Genomic DNA, 23,326 nt, shown 5'->3' on the forward strand with positions numbered 1-23,326 from the left:
ATATAACGAAGAAAGACCGCATGAATCACTGGGAGACTTGTCACCATTTGATTACAAGTTGATTAAAAATAAGTCGGAAAACTCTAGTTTAGGTTGGCACTAATAAGGGGAGGTTTACAATGTCCTTGGGATTACAAATTTAACATCATGCCGAATTAATAAAAACTATGCTTTTTTATATATCTATTTTCTAAAGATATTATACAATAAGAGGGTTTTTGTAGTGCCTATTATGCACACTACCGTCATAAATAGACCAAAGTTGTTGATTGTTTTGGAGTTATTGTGGATTTTTTATGGAGCAGCTTACAACAAGGTTTATATGATCAAGCTTATTCCTTTGCTAGCAAGCATATTGAACTTATGAATGGAAGTATTCTTTTTAATAAGGAACTTCTCAAAGAACAGTGGAAAATTTGCGCAAAATTTGGTTTGACTGGAGGTTGTATTGAAAAAGAATACAACGGTAAGGCTTGGGATCCTTTAACTACCGCTTATATTTTTGAATCTTTTGCTCATGCTGGGGTAGATAGGGGGCTTTTATTTTCTATTGCAGCGCATCTTTTTGCCTGTGTTGTCCCAGTTGCAAAATATGCTTCTCAAGAAGTTAAAAAAACAATCTTACCTGAATTATGTAATGGAAATTTGATAGGCGCTAATGCAATGACTGAAGATCAGGCAGGATCAGATGCATTTGCGTTAGCAACTACCGCACATTACATAGAAAATGAATATGTAATTACCGGGGTTAAAAGTTATATAACTAATGGTTCTATTGCTGATTTTATACTGGTTTATGCCAAAACAGCCCCTAATAAAGGTCATTGGGGAATTAGTTGCTTCTTAGTACAAACAACGAATCAAGGCATAGTTCAAGAGGAACCTTTTGAAAAAATTGGGTTAAATTCAGCGCCAGCAAGCAAAGTGCACTTTAACAATTGTAAAGTTAGTTCATCTTATCGTTTAGGTTCTGAGGGTGAGGGTGCTGCTATCTTCAACTATTCTATGCAATGGGAACGAGCTTGTTTATTTGCGATTTATTTAGGCATGATGCAGCGACAGCTCGATATGACAATCGAATTTGCAAAAAAACGTAAGCAGTTTGGGAAAAACCTTAGTTCTCAGCCCTTGGTCTTAAATCAGATTGCCCAGATGAAATTGCGTTTAGAGACGTCACGATTATTACTTTACAAGGCCTGCTGGAAGCTTGCGCAAGGTCAAGATGCTAAACTTGATATTGCTTTATCTAAATTATCAATCAGTGAAGCAGTTATTCAATCTAGCCTAGATGCGGTTCATTTGCATGGAGCTTTAGGTATCAAGACTAGTGCAGGGATAGAACGTATGTTAAGAGATGCTCTGCCTGCAACTATACTTTCTGGAACAACAGAAATGATGAGTTATTTAATAGCAATGGAGCTGGGTTTATGAATTTGCATCAGCTTTTTATAAAAAGCTGTCAGAATAACCCTCAAGCGCTAGCTTTATCTGACTATTTAGGTTGTATTTCTTATGCTGATTTAGAGAAAATTATACGATTAATGGTGCAAACTTTTCATGATCTCGGCATAGGCCCTGGCGATAAAGTTGGACTGTTTTTACCAAAATCTCGTTATGCTGTTGCCGTGATGCAAGCGGCCCTACGTTTAGGTGCCGCTTATGTTCCACTAGATCCACAAAGCCCACTTGAGCGAATACATATAATTATAAAAGACTGCCAGCTTAATTTATTAATCACACAAGATAGCTTAATTAAGAATTTTAGTTTTGGCGATCTGAAAATAGTCTTAATCCATGATGAGTTAGAAAAAAATAGTTGGTATGCAATTAACTTAAATGAGCAATCATTGATATCACGAGATTATAATGATGACGAATTGGCTTATATTTTATACACTTCTGGATCAACGGGTATTCCGAAGGGCATTTGTATAAGCCATCAGAATGCTTATGCATTTATTAAATGGTCGGTAGAAACCATTAAGCCCTGCCAAAAGGATCGTTTCGCTAACCATGCCCCATTTCACTTTGATCTGTCAGTATTTGACTTATATGTAAGTTTTTACGTTGGTGCCTCTGTCTATCTCATTCCAGAAAGTAAAGCCTATTTAGCTGATAGTTTAATTAATTTTATTAATCATTATCAAATTAGTATTTGGTATTCGGTTCCTTCAGTATTGTTATTAATAATGCAAAAGTATGATTTTTTAAATAATAAAAACTTAAGTTTGAGAATAATAATTTTTGCAGGAGAAGTTTTTCCTATAAAGCAATTTTACAAATTACAACAAGCTTATCCTGGTATCAATTATTTTAATTTCTATGGCCCAACTGAGACTAATGTATGTATGTATTATCAATGTAATTTTTTACCGAAAAACATGCATTCTATTCCTATTGGCATGCCTGCTTGCAACAGCAAATTTTACATAAAAAATCATGCCAATTATCAAAGTAATATAGGAGAACTTATTATTCAAGGGCCTACAGTTATGAAGGGCTACTGGGGAGATAATATTAGTATTAAAAAAGATATTTTTTCCACCGGTGACTTGGTTAAAGTATTACCGAATGGGTTATTAGAATATTTAGGCCGAATCGATAATCAAATAAAAATACGTGGACATCGGATTGAATTAGAAGAAATTGAAAAAATATTAATGAAGCATGATTTTATCGAGCAAGCTGCGGTAAAAGTTGAAGGTCATGGTTTAGAAAGTAAATTAATTTCCTATGTCGTTTCTTCAAGTAATCAATTAACTTTAATTAATGTAAAGGCTCATTGTGCTAAATATTTACCACGCTATATGATCATTGACGCGCTTCGTGTTGTTAGCGAATTACCTCTAAATTCGAATGGAAAATTAAATCGCTCTGCTTTATAAAATGCTATAGGAATTTAATATGCAATATTATGATATTTCTCAGAAATTAATGAATTTCATTAATTCAGCGCTTCTGAATGATGTTAATTCAGGTCTAACTGAAGATAGTCCACTGCTCGAATTAGGTGTTATTAATTCATTGCAGACTATTCAATTAGTAGTTTTTATTAAAAAAGAATTTAACTGCCTGATCCCTGACGAGGAAATAAATTTAGATAATTTTCGAAGTGTAAAAAGCTTGGCGAATCTTATTTTATCATGTGCGGTAAATGGTTAGTTAATATGGATTCAAAGTTTCTGCCACTACTTAAATTAATGTTATTGTCTCGCGAAGCTGATTTACGTGAAGCAATGTTGATAAGGCAGGGAAAGGCTCATTGTCATGTTTCTAGTTCAGGCCATGAAGCATTGATGGCGGTGACTTATCAGCTTCAAAGGGAAGACTATCTTTATCCTTATTATAGAGGTTCTCACCTTATGATGGGAAAAGGATTAAGCCGTAAGTCTATCGCTAGTGATTTTTTTGCTAAGCAAACGTCTAGCTCAAAAGGAAGAAGCTCATCACAGCATGCTAATTCGCGGCTGTTAAATATTTTTCCAACATCAGCTTCTACTGCATCGCAGTGTACTCCTGCCGTCGGTACGGCTTGGGGGCAGAAACTTTCAAAAACTAATACAATCACTGTTTGTAGCATTGGCGATGGGGCAACTAGAGAAGGGGATTTTTATGAAGCCCTTTGTTTCGCAATCCAAAATCAACTGCCTATTATTTTTTTAATTGAAGATAATCAATATGCAATAAGCACATCAACAAAGAATATGATGCCTTTTCGTATGGGCATTTTTAATGAATTAATTTTTACTAAAATAGATGGCTATAACGTATTTCAAGTTTGGGATAGTGCGCAAAGCATAATTAATCAAGTAAGAAGTGGGCATGGCCCAGCTGTTCTATGGTGTGAATTAGATCGTTTACAATCACACACCGCAAGCGACAATCACGCACTGTATCGGCCACAAGATGAATTAGAAAATCTAAAAGATCCTATTAACTTTATAGCAGAGGCGCTAATAGCAAAACAATTAATTACTGTTGATGCTTATAAGGAAATGCAAAAAGAGGCAAAGTTAGAAATAGCGAATATATATAAATCAGCACAAAATGAACCAGAACCTGTAGAAACTAATTTACAAGACCATTTATATGCGCCTCCGTCAGCTGAATATCCATTGCTGCCAGATATCTTTTATCAAAACGACATAACAATGGTGCAGGGTTTAAATCAAATATTGGCTTATGGTTTGACCTATTTTCCCAATATGCTGTTGTTTGGACAAGATATTGAAGATCCAAAAGGTGGAGCTTTTAATTTCACCAAAGGTTTAAGCACGCAATTTCCAGATAGAGTAACGAATGCTCCCATTGCTGAGTCAACAATTATAGGCTCGGCAGTAGGCTTGTCTGTTTTAGGTTTTAAGCCTGTTTTTGAAATTCAATTTATTGATTTTATTACGCCAGGTTTTGATCAATTAGTAACGCAGGTTTCGAGCTTACGCTGGCGAACTTGTAGCGAATGGAAGTGTCCTTTGGTTCTTTATGCTCCTTATGGGGCTTATTTACCTGCTGGTGGATTGTGGCATAGTCAAAGTAATGACGGCTGGTGGGCACATATTCCGGGAATTCGGGTTGCCATTCCAAGCACGCCCCAAGATATTATAGAGTTATTTTGGGCTGCATTTCATGATGAAGATCCTTCACTTATTTTAATTCCAAAGCATATTTTTCGCAAAAAAGCATCCATTAATTCCCGAGAAATTTTAGCTTTTGGCAAGGCAAAAATTCGGATAACTGGCCAAGACGTAACAGTGGTTTCTTGGGGAAATACGGTTGAGTTAGCCGAGCAAGCAGCTATAAAACTGAAAAAAGAGAATATAGCAGTAGAGGTCATTGATTTAAGAACTTTGGTTCCTTGTGATTGGGATACTTTAGAAAGCTCTCTAGCAAAAACAGGTCGCCTTGTCGTAGTGCATGAAGATAATAAAACCTGTGGTTTTGGGGCTAGCGTGGTTGCTGAAATGGTTACTAATCCGCGTTGTTTTAATTACTTATATGCTTCTCCGCAAATTGTAGCTAGGCAGGATATCCATATTCCTTATCATCCCAAATTAGAAGCATTCGCTTTGCCAAATGTAGAAAGCATTTGTGAAGCCATTTATATTACTTTAAACCATTAATATATCATGAAAAATAAACAGAAAGACTTTATAACTATTGCTGAGATTTTACCTAAGTTAACTCATCTATCTATACCGCAAATGGGTGAAGGGTTATATGAAGTAAAAGTGCTTAATACCTTTAAAAATCCAGGAGAATTAATAAAAGAAGATGAAATTATTTATGAGATTGAAACCGATAAATCAATTGTTGAAATTGAATCTCCTTATGAGGGTAGACTTGTAAAATGGCTTGCTATTCCTGGTGACGTGTTAAAAGTCGGCGATTTTATCGCCCAAATAGAGGTTAATGACCAAAATAAAGATTATTCATTTGGGTTGACAAGCTCTTTAAATAAGCCTAGTAAAAATGATAACTTAATTACTTTATCTCCGCGTATTCGTGCCTATTGTAAATCTCAGGGTATGAGTCAAGAAGAAATTAGTGGAATGATTGTTTCTCATAAAATAATCATAGAGAAAGATGTTGATGCTTATTTGTTAGCAAAAAAGGAAAATAAAGATTGTATGTTGAGCTATCAAGAACAAACATTATCACCGCAGCAGCGTTTATTAATTCAAAGGTTTGCTCGTGGCAAAGAAGAAATTATTCCGGGGTTTATAAATAGTCTGCTCTCTGTTGATGGATTACGACAAGCTAGTCTTAGGTTATGTCAGCAATATTTTCCACATCAGCCAAAGCCTTTCATTTCAGATTTTCAGGTTTTTGCTTATTGTGTTGCCCAAACCTGCACTAATCAGCCTAAATTTCGTTCTTTTTTAATGCAAAATAACAAGGTAAGAGAATATAAAAATCTTAATTTGGGAATCGCTGTTTATACTCAAGAAGGTGAATTGGTAATAGCCGTTATTCCTGAAGCAGATACTTTATGTTTTTCTGAGTTTATTGCTCTTTTACACGAAAAAGTAAAACTTGCCCTAGAAGGTAAAGAGCAAGTTAATATTTCTCCCCATATTTTGCTAAGTTATATGGGTGATAAACTTGTTATTTCAGGTTCGCCGGTATTGGTTCCTCCTTCAGTAGCAGTATTGTTCTTAGGCGCTCTCTATGAGAACAGTAGCGAAAAAGGGAACCGCGGCTTATCGATTACATTTGATCACCGCTTAATTAATGGAATGGACAGTGTTCATTTCCTTCAGTCTTTAAATAGCACTATTTTGAATTACTCTATGCCTGCTATTGAACGATTTCCTGAAAGTTTCTCTAGCGCTTCATTAAGGGAATGGTTGTTAAATCAAATTGTAAATTTATTAAAAATAGATATTAAAGATATTAATCTTAGTGAATCACTTGGGTTGCAAGGTTTTGATTCCATTATGGCAGTGCAATTGGCACAGAAAATTAATGAGCAATTTAAAGAAGTTAATGTTCCTTCCACTCTCATTTGGCATTACCCAACCTGTGAGGATTTATTTCAATATCTTTACCCTAAAATTAGCAAAGTCGACTCTGATCTTAATGTCAATTTAGATGAAATGGCTTATGAATTTCAATTTCTTGCAACTGATGAAATTGAAGAGGTTTTTAATAGTTAATAAGTAGTACTCTTATGGAAACATTGCAATTAGAAAAACATAAAGAAGAAATTTTAGTGTTAGGTTACACTGTTCTTGAAGATCTCGTTCCAGAATTTTGTTTAGACATTTTAAATGCTAAAATGAACAGTGATGCACATACGCTTACCCTAAGAGGCGAGCGCGGTGGTTATGGTTCTGCCGAAGGTCATTTGCAAATTAATCCTCCGCCTTTTGCCCCTTATATATTTGAAGAAATTATTGCTAATAAAACAGTATGTGCAATTACTAAATCAATCTTAGGGAATGATTTAATTAATAACTTTTATAGTGCAAATACTAGTTGCCCTAACTCAAAACCACAGGTAGTGCATTGTGATTTTGGGCATTTATGGAAAGATTACCTTGGTCATCCGCCGGTTAATTTAGTGGTTAATGTTGTTCTTGAAGAAGTGACGGAATTTAATGGCAGTACTGAAATCTGGCCAGGTTCTCATAAGGATTTTAGTTTCGTGTGTGACTTTATGGATCTTTCTAAAAATAAAACAGTTCCTGTAGAGGTTTTAGAAGCACGAAGAAAATATTCGCCTCCAATTCGTTTAAACCTTAAAAAAGGAAGTATTGTTATTCGTGATCCACGTATGTGGCATCGAGGTATGCCGAATTTTAGTAATCGTCCGCGTCATATGGTTGCTATGATTCATACATCTCGCTGGGTTGATCCAGATATTCCTTTTAAGTTTCACCCAAATTGTAAAGAAATTTTCGACCAATCTCCAATAAGACATAATATCGTTTATAGCGCAGAGCCTTTTGATTATTTAAAAGACCCAACGGAGTACCATGGATAACAATTTAGCTTTATCGGAATTTTCTTGGATTGATGAGCAAGAAAAAATTCTACATTCTAATCAAATCAATATTGATAAACTTTTAGAAAGTAAAAATCCTTATGCACAAGAATTTGACCTTAGTATGGGAAGAAAAGGGCATATATACTTTGGAAATCAATTCCGTACTGAACGTAATTGCAAGCGATATTTTTTTTGCCGGGATTTATTTATTAAAAATAATCCAGAGATTGTAAGCGAGGCAGTAACTGCAAAAATTCCAAAAATAATTCATCATATTTGGATAGGAGAAAAGCCTATTCCTGATTATTTTGCAGCATATCAAGCGTCATGGAAAAAATTTCATCCTGATTGGCAATTAAAATTATGGACAGACAAAGAAGTTGAGGCTGAAAATTTTTTTACTAAAGATTTGTGGAAGTATTGTTGTAATATAGCGCAAAAAGCTGACATCATTCGCTATGAAATATTGTATCGCTGGGGAGGATTATATACAGACACAGATTTTGAGTGTTTGGCTAATTTTGATCGCTTAGCTCATCAGTATGATTTTTTTGCAGGTATTTTACCTGAATATCCGCCAAGAATTGGAGTATTTAAAAGAAAAGTAGCTACACCGACATTGCAAATAATGAATGCTTTAATTGGAGCAAAGCCTGGGCATCCTATTTTAGAAAAAACAATAAATAATATACGTGAACGCTTACCGATGATTGCTGCATCAAAACGCTATAATGGTTTGAACTATATTTGGCAAGGCGAATCAATTAAAGTGGTGCTGTCTACTATGATGTCATTTAGGGACGCAGTATTCTTTTGTGCAGATACGCCTCTTGAACGTAATATTGTTTTACCTTCAACGTATTTTTACCCTATATTGCCTCAACATGCTATCTCAGATGGCAAAAGAATTTCCACTGATTTTATAAGTTTAAAAGAAGAATCTATGGCCAATCATCATTATGCTGCGTCATGGTCTAACAGTAAAGGCAAAAAAGTAAGAACTGTTTTAACAAAACTTAAGGCATTAAAATTGAATTTTAGCTAAAGTTAATTTGCGATTCTTGAGATAATCTAGCCCTTCTTGAATATCTTTATCAGTACTTAAGAATTGGTAAAACAATTTATTTAGAAGATGAACAGGATAGGGCAGAGGTCTTAAAAAATCGATAAAAAGTACTACGCGATACTCATCTACAGAATGATTCCAGGCGGAGTGAGGTTGAGTATCATCAAAAATGATTACTTTGCCTGGTATCCAATGCTCTATAACCTCACCTACTTTTAATCCGCTTGTTTGTTCTTTCGGAATGATTAAGCCTAGATGGCAGCGTAAAACGCCGTTATAGGGGCCATGATGTTCAGGAATTTCTCTTCCGGGAGCAAGAATAGAAAAAAAAGCGGAGACTACACCCGGGATTTGTTTAATAATGGTCGTAGTTTTTGGGCAATTTTCGCTATGTTCTTTTACTAAATGCCAAAAAAAATAGATAAAATAAACTTTCCAATTTTCATCCCAAGCAATGGGTGTTTCTTGTGATAATACATCTTGTATATTAGGTATTTGTTTAGGATGAGCAACGTTGATGCACTCATTGCAAATTTCTGTAAAGGATTGTTGTAATATTTTAATCCAAGGAAATTGGGCAATATCATAAAAATTTTTTCCTTGAACTTTGGACGTATGAGTAATTAAAAACTCCAATGGCTTTTTGATAATATAATTTATTACTTTTAGCTTTAAGGATAGTTTTTTTCTAATGGCCATTTTAACTCCAATATTCAAGGGGCTTATTTATGTCACTTAAGCCAATAAACAGTCCAGAGGATATTCTAAGCCCTTGTGAGCTAGCTGCAACCGCATGCAATAAGCAAGGATTAAATAAGACTAAATCACCTTGTGCGGGTTGTATAATTAACTTAGGCGGCCCTAGATCAAGCTCACTAAAGACGGCAAGATTATTTTCTTGGTTAATAGGTATATCGCTATTTGAATCTAACCATAACATTAGTGCTCCCTGCTCTTCGGGCACTGCTAAGTATATATTTGCTGTAATTTGATGCTGATAAGTGTTATCAATGTCAGGGTAGAGGGCTAAATAGCGATCTTTGTGAGGGGGAATTCCAGTATCAGATGTTAATATTCTTATAATTCCTGCCAGATATTTTTGATGTTTTACGGTTTTTAAACAAGCGCCGCCGGGCCAACTTTCGTCTAGTTTTAAGCGAAGATTATCGATAGGGGAGTAATAAGGGTGAAATAAATCTCTAATATGGTTAATCGTGCCTAAAGTATTAAAAAAATAGTCTTCTACTGCACAAAAATAATTTTTATGACTTTCATAAGCAAGTGAGTAAGGATCGCCTATGCGTTTAAAATCCGGTGCTTCAGAATAATAGGTTATTTTATTAGAGTGTAAAATTTTGTCGACGGCACATTCACATAATGCAAGCGGATAAAATTCTTTAATCCAAATGGCAGCAAGATCGTTATTGCACAAGCTTCTTAACGTTTCAGCTGAGAGTACTGATGAAATGAGAGGAGCGCTCATTAGAAAATCCTAGCTAACCTATGATTTTAGTAAAAGCGAAGCTTATAGTAAAAAATATAAATGTCATGATCAAATTGCTCGTTAATTCACACTCAAGGTTCTATAGTGCGCATAAAGAAAATATTTAAACAATAATATTAGTCATGAATATTAATATCTATTAAAATGGCAATTATTATTTACTCAAGGTGTTTTTTTAAATGGCAGTTGGTATTCTTGGTTTAGGATTATATCACCCTCAACAAACCCGTACGAATGATTGGTGGCCTCAAGCAGTTATTCAAAATTGGTTACAAGAAAAAGAAAAAATAAATCAGGGTTTAGAACAACTGGCTAAGTATGTTAAAGAAATGCCTCCAGAAGCTGGTTTGATATTGCAAGGATTAGATGCAAGTAAGAACGATATTTTTGACGGCTGTAAAAATAGATATATCATGGAAGAACGAGAAGACTGTGTGCAAATGGAAATTAGCGCAGCAAAGGAAGCTATAGAGCACGCCGGTCTTAAACCGCAGAATATTGATTTTATAATCTCTCAGAGCACATTGCCTAACTCGTTATGCGAGACAAATGGGTTCTTCGTTCATAAAGCACTGAACTTGTCTGCCAGTTGCATGGTTTATGGTGTTGCAGGTATGTGTAATGCCTTTCTTATGCAATTAATCTTAGGCCGTTCTTTAATTGAAAATGGAGTACATAAAAAGGGATTATTAATTCAATCATCAGGAATGAGCCGCCTATTAGATTATACAAAAAAATCATCGACCTTATATGGCGATATAGCTACCGCAGTAGTGATTGGCGAAACAGACTTTGGCATTTTATCCTCTGCAACATCTACTTATACGAAAATTTCTCCATTAATGGCTATCGGCGTTCCACAAAAATGCTGGTATGACACAGGAAAATTAGAAGTATATGAGCAAGATGCATCGGTAGGATTTAACACGTGTTTATGGAGCGTACAACAAAGTAAATGCTTAACAGAACAGGCTCTCAATAATACAAGTTTATCAATAGATGATATTCAATTTTTTGCAACTAACCAGGGAAATCTATGGTTTCGTTCTACTACCCAAAATTTAATAGGTTTAAAAAATGCTCATTATGTAGATACTTTTCAAGATTATGGCGGATTGATTGCATGTAACGTGCCCGTTTCTTTATATCTAGGTTATAAAAATAATTTAATTAAAAAAGGGGATAATATGGTTTTTTACACGCCAGGATCGGGTCTACAAGCACTAAGTTTAATTATATCTTCTGCTATTTAAACGGATGTCTATGAGCTTCAAAGAAAAATTAAAATGGCAATTTGAGCAATTAACTCCTAAACAGCGCTTAAAACTTAAAGGTAAAGTTAATGAGTTAATTTTAAACCAGTCTAAGCATTCTTCTATTGATAAAGAGCACCATCAAGACAAAATTGCGATCATTGGGATGGCTTTTCGTTTTCCCAAAGGCATCAATGATGTTGAGAGTTTATGGGAATTATTATCAAAGAAACACAATGTGGTAGGAGCTATGCCAGTGGAGCGATTCAAAGATTCACCGCTACCTTGGCAAGCTGGATATTTAAATAACGTGGATGGTTTTGACGCTTCTTTTTTTAATATTTCTCCTCGTGAAGCTCAACTTATGGATCCACAGCAACGTTTATTGCTACAAGTTATTTGGCAGGCTATTGAAAATGCTGGCTATAACCCCCTGGTTTATTCAAAATTAGTGACGGGTTTGTTTGTTGGTTTATCAACTTATGATTATCAAGAACTTCTTCGCAAAGAAAACATAAATTCGGCCTACTCGGTAACTGGCACATCTCCTGCGATGATGTCAAATCGGATTTCTTATTGGTTTGATTTTACTGGCCCAAGCGAAACAATAGATACTGCTTGTTCTAGCTCTCTAGTAGCGTTGCATCATGCCATAACAGCGCTACAGACAAAGCAGTGCGAGCAGGCTGTCGTTGGAGCAGCTAATCTTTTATTAGCGCCTAGTTTTTTTAAAGCATTTGAAGATGCCGGTATGTTATCGCCAAGCGGTAGTTGTAAAACGTTTGATCGAGAAGCCGATGGTTATGTGCGTGGAGAAGGAATTATAGCATTATGTCTTAAGCCGCTAGCTCGAGCTAAAGAAGATGGAGATAGCATCTATGCAACTATAATAGCTTCGGCTGTGAATCATGGCGGTAAGGCAAATTCATTAACGGCTCCTAATCCTCAAGCGCAGAAAAGATTAATTCAGGCGGTATATAATCAAGCAAAAATACCTCTGCACACTGTAAGTTATATTGAGACACATGGAACAGGAACTGTATTAGGTGATCCAATAGAACTTGAGGCATTAACATTGGCTTTTAAAGAAATGAGTCAGGAAAAGCCGCAGTACTCTTATTGCGGTTTAGGTACAATAAAAACAAATATCGGACATTTAGAAGCTGCAGCTGGTCTGGCTGGATTAGTTAAAGTTATTGTGTCAATGCACTATAAACAGTTGCCAGGAATCGCGAATTTTAGCGAGCTAAACCCACATATTAACCTCCAAGAATCATCTCTTTATATAGTAGAAAATACATCTACTTGGCCTACAGTTGAAAGTGAACAAGGTAGCGCACACTTACGTAGAGCAGGTATTAGTTCATTTGGTTTCGGCGGAACTAATGCCCATATTGTTGTTGAAGAATTTCCGCAGTCTATACTAAGTCAGCCCAGAAATCCTTATTATTTACTTGTATTTTCAGCTAAAAATAAAGAAAATTTGTTAGTGCAAATTAACTGTTTTTATAAATGGCTTTTGCAATCTGATTTTAATAGCTCAATTGAAGAAATAGCATTTACTTTAGGGGTTGGGCGTCATCATTTTTCTCATCGTTGTGCTTTCGTTATTAATAATATTCAAGCGTTAAAACACAAAATAGCTTACTGTTTATCCAATTCACAAGACTATCCTCAACCGTTTCCAGGCTTTTTTTACGAAGAAGCTGGAGCTGATAATTTAGCAGCAATGACTGAATATAATAAATTGCAAGAAATTATTTTAAATGATCTTGAAAGTGTAAAAAATAATGAAGAAAAATATTTAGAATATATCAATATAATAGCCCAGATTTATATTCAGGGAGCTACGATTGATTGGGAAAAATTTTTTTCAGGAAGAAAACTAAATAGAGTTCATTTGCCTTCTTATACATTTGCAGAAAAAAGATATTGGTATTCTGATGAGCACAATTTGAAAAATCAATTTGATTTAAAGGATCTTGAACACATGGATGATAACTCATTAATTGATTTTTTAACCCATTTAGAAAAATTAAACACAATATAGTAGACACTAATGAAAAAAGTTTATCTTAAGCCTAATATTGCTATTGAGCCTTTGTTTTGTGGATGGTATTTATGGTCTTATTTACTACCACCTCATACGGCTGGTTTATTTTTAAAAAATCGCTATTTAAAGACTATTGAGTCTTATCTTTCATCACCTGAATTGCATCAACGTGCGGCAGAAAATCCTAAATTGGTTGGCGGCCAATTTATGAATATTGTCGCTGAAAATTTAGCCAAAATCAATGACATCTATATCAACATGAAGCATCAAACAGCACCTTTGGTGGCTTTAGCACAAGATATTGAAGATTTAAATAAATTAATTTTAGAAGATGGAAATGGTCATTCGTTAGAAAATTCCTATGCCAAAATTCCACAACGTTTAAAGGGCTGTATTGAATTAGTTTATGATCATAATAATTTTCCTATGATTCATTTTTTTGAGAAACCCTTATACGATCGTTTTTATAATGAAAAGCTTCAGTCTATATTGTTAACGCCTTTATATGATGATAAGCGGAAATTTGTACTGTCTACGCCAAGGATTTGCTCCAAAGAGGAATTGGAATTATCGTGCACGTTAAAATCACCCATGTTAGATACACTTTGTAATTCTCGCGAGCAAGGCGTTTATTTAAGTCAACTATCAGATGAATTTAACGTAGACAAGGATAAATTAAGTAGCTATTTTGCTGAACAACCATTAAAAAAAGAAGAGTCAAGACACTATCAGGAAGAAGGTGTTCGTGTTCGTTATTTTGGTCATGCATGTATATTACTACAAACGAAAGCTACAACAATATTACTTGATCCATTAATAAGCTATTATCAAACCGAGTCAGGAGTTAATAGGTTTAGTTTAAATGATCTACCTGACGTAATAGATTACGTGATTTTCACCCACAATCATTTAGATCATATTGCCTTCGAAACGTTAATGTTTTTGAAAAATAAAGTTAAACATTTTGTTTTTCCGAGATCACTTGGAGGCACTCTTTTAGATCCCGATGTAAGACAAATTCTACGTATGCAAGGTTACCAAGGGTTGATTCCATTGGATAAAATGGAAGGTATCGCTATTCCAGATGGAACTATTATTAGTTTTCCTTTTTTAGGCGAGCATGGTGATTTAAATATTCAGTGTAAATCATCTTTTTATATTGAACTATTAGGTAAAAAATTTTTATTTGCGGCTGATTCAAATAATCTTGATTCAGCACTATATGATTATCTTTATGAAAAAGTAGGAGCTATAGATACTCTGTTTTTAGGTATGGAGTGTTTAGGTGCTCCGTTAAGTTGGATTTATGGCCCTTTGCTTACTACAAAAGTCAAACATGCTCATAGCCAATCACGCCGTTATTCCGGTTCTGATGCGAACAAAGGATATGCTTTAATTCAATCTATTAAAGCTAAAGAAGTCTATATTTATGCGATGGGGCAAGAAGCGTGGTTATCCCATATTATGACTTTAGATTATCAACCTGACTCAATACAAATTACTGAATCAGATAAATTAATTAATCAGTGCAGAAATTGCAATGTTTATGCTAAACGTTTATATGGCAAAGATGAGTGGGTGTATACGAAATGAATTTAAATAATATATTAGAAGATTTAAAAACCGGGAAAATTTCTGCTCATGACGCATTCCAAGGAATTAAGAAATTACAAGATAAAATGGCAAGAAAGGATATTTTAAATCCACAGCCTAAGTCGCATTTGGTTAAAAAGATTCTTACTGATATTTTGTATTTAAGCAGCACAGATGATATTCCTGATAATAGCAGCCTAACAGAGTTAGGATTTGATTCTATTAGTTTGCAACAACTAGTTATAAAAATAGAAGAAATCTTCGCTATTCAAATTCATCTAAGTAAATTTGTTTATGAGATAACAACTGTTAAACAATTAACTGAGTTTATCACAATCCTTGATCAAGAAAAAAATCAGCATATAAGTAATTCTGCTAGCAAGAAGGATTTAATAAAAGAATCAAAAAGAACCTGGGTTTTAAGTGATAATCAACAGAAATTTCTTAATAATTTTTTTGATCAATTCATAAAAAAAACAATTAAAAGCTATGAGTCTGCTCAATCAGAGCGCCTATTTTTTGCAGATATGCGACTAGCTCATTTCTATGCTCAAGAATTTAAACCAATCTGGTATCAATTAGTTGCTCGTTGTGCAGCTGGTATTTATATAACTGATATTGATGGTAATCAATATATTGATATGGCAGGGGATTTTGGCGCCAACTTGTTTGGGCATGGCAATAAAGAAATTATAGAGCCGGTAATTAATCAAATGATTTCAGCAGGTGGCGCGCTCTCTTTCGAATCTTCTTTATTAAATGAAACTGCACGATTATTTTGTGAATTAACGGGCAATGAACGAGTAACCTTTTGTCAATCTGGTTCTGAATCAGTAATGATTGCTGTGCGTATAGCACGAGCCTTTACCTCTAAGAAACAAATAGTGTTATTTAAAGGAAGTTATCATGGGCTTACAGACGGTTTAATGGTTAATGGTAGTGAAAATTACCAAGCAAAACCTAAATATCTTGGTATTACGGAAGGGACAGTACAAGATGTTATTTGTTTGCCTTATAATATTCATGAATCGTTGCAATTCATTAAAAAAAATGCTCAAAATCTTGCTGCTATTTTGGTTGAACCCGTGCAAAGCCGCTTTCCTGATATTCAACCTAGAGAGTTCTTAAATGAACTTAGAGAATTATGTACACAGCATCAAATTGTTTTAATTTTTGATGAGATGATTACCGGGTTTCGCGTTCATCCTAAAGGCGCGCAAGGTATTTTTGATGTGAAACCTGATATCACAACGTATGGAAAAATTGTTTGTGGTGGTTTTACAGGCGGCATAATTGCTGGAAAAGCTAAATTCATGAGTATTGTTGATGGCGGACAATGGGTTTTTAATGATGAAAGTATACCTAGCAATAAAACTACTTTTATGGGTGCCACTCATACTCATAACCCTTACAAAATCGCTGCTACTTATGCAATATTAAAAAAAGTAAAGGCTTTAGGCGAGTCCTTTTACCAAGAATTAAATCAAAAAACGGCTCGTTTAGTTGAAAGATTAAATCAAATGATGTCTTTAAAAGGTGCACCCATTAAAGTAGTTTATTTTGGTTCTCTTTTCCGTTTTAGATTTGAAAGTGAAGAGGTAGGTGCTGTTAATTTTTTCCATGCCCACGAGAAAACTTTATTTGGTAAATTATTACAATTTCATGGCATCCATTATCTTCATCAAGGAAATTGTTTTATCACTTCTGCTCATACAAGTGATGATTTAGAGCAATTTTATCTTGCTGTTGAACGCTCAATTGATATCTTAATTCAAGAAGGTTTTATTCAAGCTAAAAAGGTAGACAAGGTTAATAGTAGCTTAAATTTAATTCAACCTTTATCCTACGAACAGAGGGCAGTTTGGTTTAACTCTAAATTAGAAAAAGACTATTGTATTGATACGATTCCCATTTGTTTATCGTTTAAAGACATAGACCCAGCGGTAGCTGAAAAAGCAATCCGTGAGCTTGCTTACTGTCAACCTATGTTAAGGAATACTATTGGTAATAAATTCAGTTATGAACTTAAACAGCAGGTAATGGATATCGATTCTATTTCTATACAACTTACCCCTATTGAAATTTATAAAGGGGCAAAGTCGACGCTAATTGATAAAATTAAGCAGTATGCGCGTATACCTATAGATCTTTCTAAAGGCCCTACCTTTAAAGTAAAGTTATATCAATATAAAAAAGAGTATCTCCTAGTATTTGTTTTTCATCATTTATTTGTTGACGGCGAGTCTGTCAATATTTTTATTAATGCTTTTTTAAATAACTATGAACAATTAAAATTAAATAGTGTTAGTGACCGAAAATTATTAGTAAATACAGGATATGCTCAATACATTGCAAATCAAAAAATTAAGCTAACCCCAACATTTATTCAACAAGCGGTAGAATTCTGGTTGCCAACGTTTGAAAAGATCAAAACACCTTTAAATTTGCCAATCGATTTTTCTTCTAATAACCTAGCCCTTACTGAGTGTTGTTCCTTTGAATTTAGTAAAGATTTTTCTAACAATATTAAAAATTTTTGTAAAGAAAATTCTTTAAGTTTATTTAATTTTATTACCTGTCTATTTGGATTATTTATTGCTCGGGAAACTCAAGAAAATAATTTTCTTATCGTCTTTCCAACAAACCCTAAAGATAGATTTACGAATTACAAAGACGTAATTGGACATTTTATTAATCAAATGCCATTGGCATTCGAGATTGAACCGAGCGCAAATTTACATGAATTTTTTAGCGCTACTAAAAAGAAAATTTTTGAATGCCTAGAATATCAAGCGTTACCGTTTAGTTTAATGGTTGAAAAGCTAAAATTGTCAGGTAAGATAAATAAGCTACTTAGAGTGGCAATTAATATCGATTTACCTTTTTCTTTAAACAATAATCTTCAATCTTTTAAACAAGCGGTAGGATTAGATTATGTGCCAATCTTTAATCATACTGGCAATACTGATTTAGGTTGTATTATTAACGAAAATAATCAGACTATTGGCATATCATTTAGCTATAATACTCACTTATTTAAAAGTGAAACTGCACAAATGCTTTTAGATAGTTTTAAAGATTTAATAGCAAGTGTTATCAATAAGGACGCTAAGCAATTACCAATAAGCCAGATAATTAAAAAAGACTATGTACCTATGGCTTCTTTAATACAGCGGCTTGAAGTATTGGCTGTAAAACAATCCTCGTTAATTGCAATAGAATATAATAAGAAGGAATATAACTATCAAACACTAAATAGTGTTGCAAATCAACTTGCTAGGTTCTTATTAAACCGTATCGAAAAAACTGACACTACACAACCAGTCATTGCTTTATGCTTTCAACGATCCAGTCAATACATTTTCGCTTTGCTCGCTTGTATCAAAATGAGAGCTATTTTTCTACCTATTGATCCAAATTGGCCAACTGAGCGCAAACTTGTTGTTTTAAATGATGCACAATGTGATTTATTAATACACGATGGCATACAGCAAGATGAGTTAGTAAAACTCAATATCAATGCAATTAACTATGAGTTAGCTGATTTTGCAAGTTATGACGACAGTAATTTAGAGGCTATGAGTTATTCTGTAAAAGATAATTTATATATTATTTATACATCCGGCTCTACTGGCCAACCTAAAGGTGTAGTGATTAACCATGAAGGTCTTGTTAATACGCTTAATTACTCTTTAAAAATGTTATCGCTAAGCCACAATGATAAAATTTTGCAATTTTCATCTATTGCATTCGATGCTTCCATCTGGGAAATTTTTACAGCAATTTTATCTGGTGCGCGTTTAATTATAACGGCTCCTCAAGACATTTTACCTGGAGAGATACTTAATAAGACACTAAGAAATTATGCAATTACCACCGCTTTATTGCCTCCTTGTGTACTATTGGCAACTCCTAGTAGCGATTTACCAAACGTAACTAAAATAATTGCTGGCGGAGAAAATTTCAGTAAAAATATTTTAAATAAATGGTATTCTCAAAAAAGACAAATTTTTAATGCCTATGGTCCAACCGAAGCTAGCATTTTATGCATGCTAACGTCGCCATTGCACCAAAACAGCCCAGTTCCCCTGGGGCGAGTAATAGATAATATGGAGGTTGCTATTTTCGATGACCATTTTAACCAGACAAATGTTGGAGAGCTTTATCTTGCCGGTATAGGTTTATCTCCTTTTTATTGGAATAATGATGAGCTGACTAAAAAGTATTTTGTTACGGTAAACAATAAACGGTATTTTAAAACTGGAGATAAAGTTGAGATAAATTCTGAAGGGTATTTTTTTTTGGGTAGACTTGATCAAACAGTTAAAATTAGAGGAAACCGCATTGATTTAGGTGAAATTGAATGGCACTTAAATCATTTTTCTGAAATTGAGCAAGCAATTGTGATTGCCGAAGAGGGGAGCTATTCAACATTAACCCTCGTTGCTTTTTTTATTCATAATCCATCTTCTACTACAGAAGATGTTATTTTATCGGTTAGAAAAAAACTAGCGCAAAAAGTTCCTGACTACATGATTCCAACTCATTTTTTTGCCATAGACAAATTTCCTATAACTATAAATGGAAAAATTGATCTTCACGGGTTGCGTTATACTGTTAATAACTTGAGCGCTGAAAATCAGCCAGATAATCAATTAAAAGCTATATGGTCTAGTATATTTCAAATTGAGCCTAGTAAAATAACTGATAGTTCTGATTTTTTTGATATGGGTGGTAATTCTTTGATAGTCGTTCATTTAGTAGATGAAATTCATAAATTTTTTCCTGATAAATCTATATCTATTGCGGATATATTTGAGTATTCAACCTTTGGCGATATTGCAAAATTTGTTTATGGCAACGGCAAAGATACAGTTACAGATAATTTTTCTATAAGCACTGCTGTTGATACGTTTTTTTTATAAATTAGGTTTAAATAGAATATGAATCAAGAACCGATTATTTCTGATGTTTTTGTCCCATGTCATATTCAAGCTGGAAATCCTCCTTTTATATGTGTTCACCCTATTGGTGGAGGAGCGATTAATTACTATCACTTGTTAAAAGGTTGGGATAAAAAATATTCATTAATTGCCATTCAAACTGTGTTAAATCAGGTAAAGACATGTGCCACTATTGAGGATTTGGCTAAAGTATATGTTGAGAAACTTAAGCGAGATTTTCCAGAGAAAATTTATTATTTAGGCGGCTGGTCTTTTGGCGGAATTGTCGCCATCGAAATGGCAAAATTACTCTGTAAAGAAGGTTTTCAAGTGCCCCAATTAGTATTGTATGACAGTTATTTACCTTGTGATTTCATTCGGTTAGATAATACTAAACCTAGAGAGCAGCAATTATTGCAACAATTTGGATTGAATATTGCAGGTCAGTGTCGAATTGATTTAAGTCAATTATTAGATGAGTCTCAGTTATTTAGAGAAAAAATATTTAATGTTTTACTGGAAAAAAAGATTTTTCATAAGTCTATGGAGTTTGCTCTTTTTTCTAAATTAGTAGATCAATATATATTCAATTGGAGTCTATATGAAAATTATCAAGCAAGCGATTTTACTTTAAAAGTTCATATGTTTCGATGTAAGCAATCAAACGCATTAACAACTAATCCTGATCAGAAGTGGAAAGAAATATTTAAATTAGGAACTTATACAATAACGTCTGTAGACGCAGATCATTACAGTCTATTTTCAGCTCAAATCGTAAAAGGCATAGCAGAGGCAACTTGCTTGTTATTTAATAATAACTCTTAATCGTTCCGCTAAAAGCCACTGTAATTAAAATTTGATTAGGTTTAACTATAAATTTTTTATACACTGAGACTTTTAGCATAAAGCTTAGTTTAATATGCCGCGAATAATAACTAAGCTTGAAAGTACAATAATCGCTGCTAAAAAAGGCTTCCCACCATAAACTTTAAAACCTGTTGCAATACTCCGTTGATAACGCCCACACCAGGCCATCCAGGCAGGTAAAAGGATCAAGAGGAAAGTTGCGCAAATACCAGCATATTCAAGTGCTTTCATAAATGCATTTGGAAAATAAATAGCAATTAGGAGCGCTGGTATAAAAGTTAGAAGATGGATGGCGATATTATTACTTCCCTTCTTTTCTAGCTGTAATCCATCCGATAAAAAATCTGTTAAACATAAAGCAACGCCTAAAAATGATGTTAAAACGCAAACCGATGTAAATAAGCGAATAAAGAAAGTAATGGAATTATTAGACATTGTTACACTTAAAATATTCACCAAGCTGCTTGTTGAATTAGATGTTTGCGCAATAAATTCAATGCTGTTTTTACCAAATAAAGGAATTACGCCTAATATGGCTGCGTCCCAAATGATATAACAAATAACGGGGATAAGACTGCCTATAAAAATAGCTCGTTTAAGTTTTTTAATATCATTTTCAAAATAAACTCTTAAGCTTGGTACTAGTGTTGCCCAACCAAATGCTGCAGTAGTGACCATGATTGCAGATACAGAGGTAAGATAGTGTAAATTGCCTGACGCAAGTTTATGCACCGAAATTGATGGAATAAGGAAAAAGACTGCCATAAATAAAGTACCGAATTTTATTAACATCAGTACCCGGTTTGCTATATCTACTGAACTCATTCCGCAGTAAACTACTGAGCCAAAAATTAGAGTAAAGATAAGGGCACAAGCCCAATTAGGAAGGTTATATCCAGTTAGGTTTAATAGGTTATGAAATAAATCACTGCCTCCAGCAATATAGGCGCAAAGGAGCGAATAGAGTAGAAGTAAATAGGAAATCCAAGCAAAAATTTGTCCCCACGGACCAATGGTTGCCTTAGCCATCGTTATAATATTACTGTTGTGGGGTAACCATTGATTCACTTCTAGAATTAATAAAGCACAAGCAAGGGTGACAAGCCAACAGACAATAAGAAGAATAAAGGAGCCTGAAAAACCAAGGTTTGCAGCTGCAATGGGTAACCCCAACATACCAGCACCAATGGAAGTTCCTGTAATTAATAAAATACCGCCTATGGATCTAGAATCCATTAATTTCCCCTTGCACTATCGAACCTATTTTATCCTTTAAGCAATTATTAATTATCCATAAAAAATATAGAACAATAGCATTGTTCTATATATATTCAAGCTTTATTTCAGTCTACCTATGGTTTAGTAAAATATTTTCAAAAATTATACTTAAGTTACAAAGTGATTTGAGAGCTTAAAGTTTTAAAAAGATGCCCCAAAGAAGAGGGGCTTAATAGATTGAAAAAATATATACCTGTCTACCAAACTTTACCCAACAATAATCACTAATAAAAAGATCCCGTGCAAAAGCATCAAAATCAAAGTAGCAGATCAAACTATCCGGTATTTGATGGGCATAACAGTCATCAAATAACTGCCTGGCAAAATCAATCTCTGAATCATAACTACCCTGGTAATGTTCCTCCAACATAGTTTGTGCATCATCTACTGGATAATCACAGAGAAGAGCAAAGCCTAGCTCTCCGTGCTCTTGAATAAATGAGGCATACTCCACAATATTGCTTATTTCTTCGTACTCATGGATTGTGATGCTGCCGAATCCTTCATAATCATGTATGGCGTATTCTTCAGCATTGGGTTCAGGGCTGTTATCCAGCATTTCCCAGATTTCTTCCATGATGTCATCCTGGCTTTGTGTGGCATCTATCCAGACACCATATAGAATGGCGTTGTTGTAAGAGGCTAAACAGGCGACGTAGATTGAAGGGGTGTCCATGGAATTATCTCCTTATGTAAATGGAGCAATCCTACACGGGAGCTTGCTCCCGTGTAGGGTATGATTAAAACGGAATTTCTTCTGAATCCGGTTGCAACATTTCACGCATCTGAGTCATGTGCTGTTCTGCGGTTTTGTTACTGGATTCATCAGCTGATTTAGGTGGGCTGAGAAGCTGAATGTGGCTAACAATAATACTTAAAGCTTGACGAGCTTTGCCTTCATTGTCAGTCCATTGATTGGAACGTAATTTACCTTCGAGGTAGACCTGCGAACCTTTCTTTAAATATTCAGCGACCTTTGTCAGCTTGCCAAAAAGCATCAGCTGATGCCATTCCACTCTGGTTTGCCATTCATCATTCTGTTTGAATAACTCATTAGTAGCCAAAGTGGCAGTGACAAAAGATTGTCCGTCTTTTCCGGCGATGCTTTTAGGATCAGCACCGAGATTACCTATTAATTGAACGCGATTTAAAGATGCAGTTGTAAACCTCCCCTTATTAGTGCCAACCTAAACTAGAGTTTTCCGACTTATTTTTAATCAACTTGTAATCAAATGGTGACAAGTCTCCCAGTGATTCATGCGGTCTTTCTTCGTTATATT

At 34.4% G+C, this 23,326-nt stretch carries 16 protein-coding genes and 1 pseudogene; 12 read left to right on the plus strand and 5 right to left on the minus strand.

What is annotated here, in order from left to right; genetic code table 11:
- Window positions 1-285 precede the first annotated feature (285 nt).
- The 7 genes from ELY11_RS10850 to ELY11_RS10880 are packed head-to-tail and all read left to right on the plus strand — an operon-like array spanning window position 286 to window position 8,534.
- Window positions 286-1,431: an acyl-CoA dehydrogenase family protein gene (locus tag ELY11_RS10850; RefSeq protein ID WP_127033465.1), complete on the plus strand. Its 1,146-nt coding sequence runs from the start codon at window positions 286-288 to the stop codon at window positions 1,429-1,431.
- Window positions 1,428-2,885 (plus strand): amino acid adenylation domain-containing protein, encoded by a 1,458-nt coding sequence (locus ELY11_RS10855; RefSeq protein WP_127033467.1) that lies wholly within the window; start codon window positions 1,428-1,430, stop codon window positions 2,883-2,885. Before ELY11_RS10850 ends, ELY11_RS10855 begins: the two co-directional genes overlap by 4 nt.
- Window positions 2,886-2,904: 19 nt before the next feature.
- A complete protein-coding gene (locus ELY11_RS10860) occupies window positions 2,905-3,162 on the plus strand; it encodes an acyl carrier protein (RefSeq protein WP_127033469.1) in 258 nt (85 codons plus the stop codon).
- Window positions 3,163-3,167: 5 nt separating this feature from the next.
- Window positions 3,168-5,120 carry an alpha-ketoacid dehydrogenase subunit alpha/beta gene (locus tag ELY11_RS10865; RefSeq protein ID WP_127033471.1) on the plus strand — a complete coding sequence of 651 codons (1,953 nt, stop codon included), beginning with the start codon at window positions 3,168-3,170 and terminating at the stop codon, window positions 5,118-5,120.
- 6 nt (window positions 5,121-5,126) lie between these two features.
- Window positions 5,127-6,656, plus strand: a complete 1,530-nt coding sequence (locus ELY11_RS10870; protein ID WP_127033473.1) for a 2-oxo acid dehydrogenase subunit E2 — start codon at window positions 5,127-5,129, stop codon at window positions 6,654-6,656.
- A 14-nt stretch (window positions 6,657-6,670) separates the two neighbouring features.
- Window positions 6,671-7,486: a phytanoyl-CoA dioxygenase family protein gene (locus ELY11_RS10875; protein WP_127033475.1), complete on the plus strand. Its 816-nt coding sequence runs from the start codon at window positions 6,671-6,673 to the stop codon at window positions 7,484-7,486.
- A complete protein-coding gene (locus tag ELY11_RS10880; RefSeq protein WP_127033477.1) occupies window positions 7,479-8,534 on the plus strand; it encodes a glycosyltransferase family 32 protein in 1,056 nt (351 codons plus the stop codon). The genes ELY11_RS10875 and ELY11_RS10880 overlap by 8 nt, the downstream gene beginning before the upstream one ends.
- On the opposite strand, the gene ELY11_RS10885 is transcribed toward ELY11_RS10880, so the two are convergent.
- Together ELY11_RS10885 and ELY11_RS10890 are read right to left on the minus strand one after the other, a co-directional pair.
- Window positions 8,514-9,254, minus strand: a complete 741-nt coding sequence (locus tag ELY11_RS10885; RefSeq protein ID WP_127033479.1) for an aspartyl/asparaginyl beta-hydroxylase domain-containing protein — start codon at window positions 9,252-9,254, stop codon at window positions 8,514-8,516. The genes ELY11_RS10880 and ELY11_RS10885 overlap by 21 nt on opposite strands.
- 1 nt (window position 9,255) lies before the next feature.
- Entirely contained in the window at window positions 9,256-10,038 is a 783-nt protein-coding gene (locus ELY11_RS10890; RefSeq protein ID WP_127033481.1) for a 2OG-Fe(II)-dependent halogenase WelO5 family protein, read from the minus strand.
- A gap of 200 nt (window positions 10,039-10,238) precedes the next feature.
- Between ELY11_RS10890 and ELY11_RS10895 the strand changes: the two genes are divergently transcribed.
- The 5 genes from ELY11_RS10895 to ELY11_RS10915 are packed head-to-tail and all read left to right on the plus strand — an operon-like array spanning window position 10,239 to window position 20,726.
- Complete coding sequence (locus tag ELY11_RS10895; protein WP_127033483.1) at window positions 10,239-11,312, plus strand: 3-oxoacyl-ACP synthase III family protein; 1,074 nt, start codon at window positions 10,239-10,241, stop codon at window positions 11,310-11,312.
- 10 nt (window positions 11,313-11,322) lie between these two features.
- Window positions 11,323-13,362, plus strand: a complete 2,040-nt coding sequence (locus ELY11_RS10900; RefSeq protein ID WP_158615198.1) for a type I polyketide synthase — start codon at window positions 11,323-11,325, stop codon at window positions 13,360-13,362.
- Window positions 13,363-13,371: 9 nt separating this feature from the next.
- A complete protein-coding gene (locus ELY11_RS10905; RefSeq protein WP_127033487.1) occupies window positions 13,372-14,958 on the plus strand; it encodes an MBL fold metallo-hydrolase in 1,587 nt (528 codons plus the stop codon).
- Window positions 14,955-19,883: an aminotransferase class III-fold pyridoxal phosphate-dependent enzyme gene (locus ELY11_RS10910; protein WP_127033489.1), complete on the plus strand. Its 4,929-nt coding sequence runs from the start codon at window positions 14,955-14,957 to the stop codon at window positions 19,881-19,883. Before ELY11_RS10905 ends, ELY11_RS10910 begins: the two co-directional genes overlap by 4 nt.
- Window positions 19,884-19,901: 18 nt before the next feature.
- A complete protein-coding gene (locus ELY11_RS10915) occupies window positions 19,902-20,726 on the plus strand; it encodes a thioesterase domain-containing protein (RefSeq protein ID WP_127033491.1) in 825 nt (274 codons plus the stop codon).
- Between the two features lie 84 nt (window positions 20,727-20,810).
- Here ELY11_RS10915 and ELY11_RS10920 read toward each other — a convergent pair whose 3' ends face one another.
- From ELY11_RS10920 to ELY11_RS10930, 3 genes and pseudogenes are all read right to left on the minus strand, one after another.
- Window positions 20,811-22,004: an amino acid permease gene (locus tag ELY11_RS10920; protein WP_127033493.1), complete on the minus strand. Its 1,194-nt coding sequence runs from the start codon at window positions 22,002-22,004 to the stop codon at window positions 20,811-20,813.
- Between the two features lie 211 nt (window positions 22,005-22,215).
- Window positions 22,216-22,722, minus strand: a complete 507-nt coding sequence (locus tag ELY11_RS10925) for an antirestriction protein ArdA (protein ID WP_127033495.1) — start codon at window positions 22,720-22,722, stop codon at window positions 22,216-22,218.
- Between the two features lie 64 nt (window positions 22,723-22,786).
- Window positions 22,787-23,206, minus strand: a pseudogene (locus ELY11_RS10930) (single-stranded DNA-binding protein); the annotation flags it as partial.
- Window positions 23,207-23,326 lie beyond the last annotated feature (120 nt).

This window comes from Legionella septentrionalis (assembly GCF_003989745.1).
Lineage (GTDB): Bacteria > Pseudomonadota > Gammaproteobacteria > Legionellales > Legionellaceae > Legionella_A > Legionella_A septentrionalis.